1 protein-coding gene is annotated in these 640 nt (G+C 58.1%); it reads right to left on the minus strand.

Annotated features, from left to right (window positions below; all coding sequences use genetic code 11):
* Positions 1 to 76 precede the first annotated feature (76 nt).
* On the minus strand, positions 77 to 640 hold a 564-nt coding region (locus ACOJB8_RS41190), incomplete at its 5' end, for an IS66 family transposase (protein WP_475018003.1).

The following is a 640-nucleotide window of genomic DNA, read 5'->3' on the forward strand; positions in this document are numbered from 1 at the left end:
TCGTAAGCGATCCATTATCGCCGTCCCTCTGAGTGGTGGACAGGCGCGTTGATTCGTGGAGTGGATATGCTGCGAATCAGTTCCGGGGGGCCGGCATCCGCCAAGGCACGAGCGCCTCGTAGTCGTCGGCGGTCTTTGCCAGAGGCAGGCGCTCGAACAGCCAGGTCAGGTAACGGTATGGATCGATACCGTTGGCCTTGCATGTTTCAACGAGACTAAAGAGATTTGCGCTGGCATGTGCGCCGGCAACCGTATCTGCGAACAGGAAGCCCTTGCGTGCAACGACAAACGGGCGAATGGAATTTTCACAGAAATTGTTCGATGCCGGCCAGTCGCCGTTCTCGAGGTAACGCACAAGCTTCGGCCACTGCTCACGTAGATAGCTCAGTGCCCTGCCGAGCAGGCTCTGGGGCAGCACTCCCGGAGACTGCTCGATCATGAGATCCTTGATGACCTGGAGTACGCGGGCGCTATAGCGTTGCCGCAGGCGCTGACGCCGCCCTGCATTCCACGTTTTACTGCGTGCCTCGGCGGCAAACAACTTGCCAAACAGTTTGATGAAGCGTGTTGCGAGCAGATCTGGCGTACGTGCTGCCTTGGGAACATTTTCCTCTGCCTTGACGAAGTAACGTCTCGCGTG

The organism is Paraburkholderia sp. BR10141 (genome assembly GCF_056155635.1).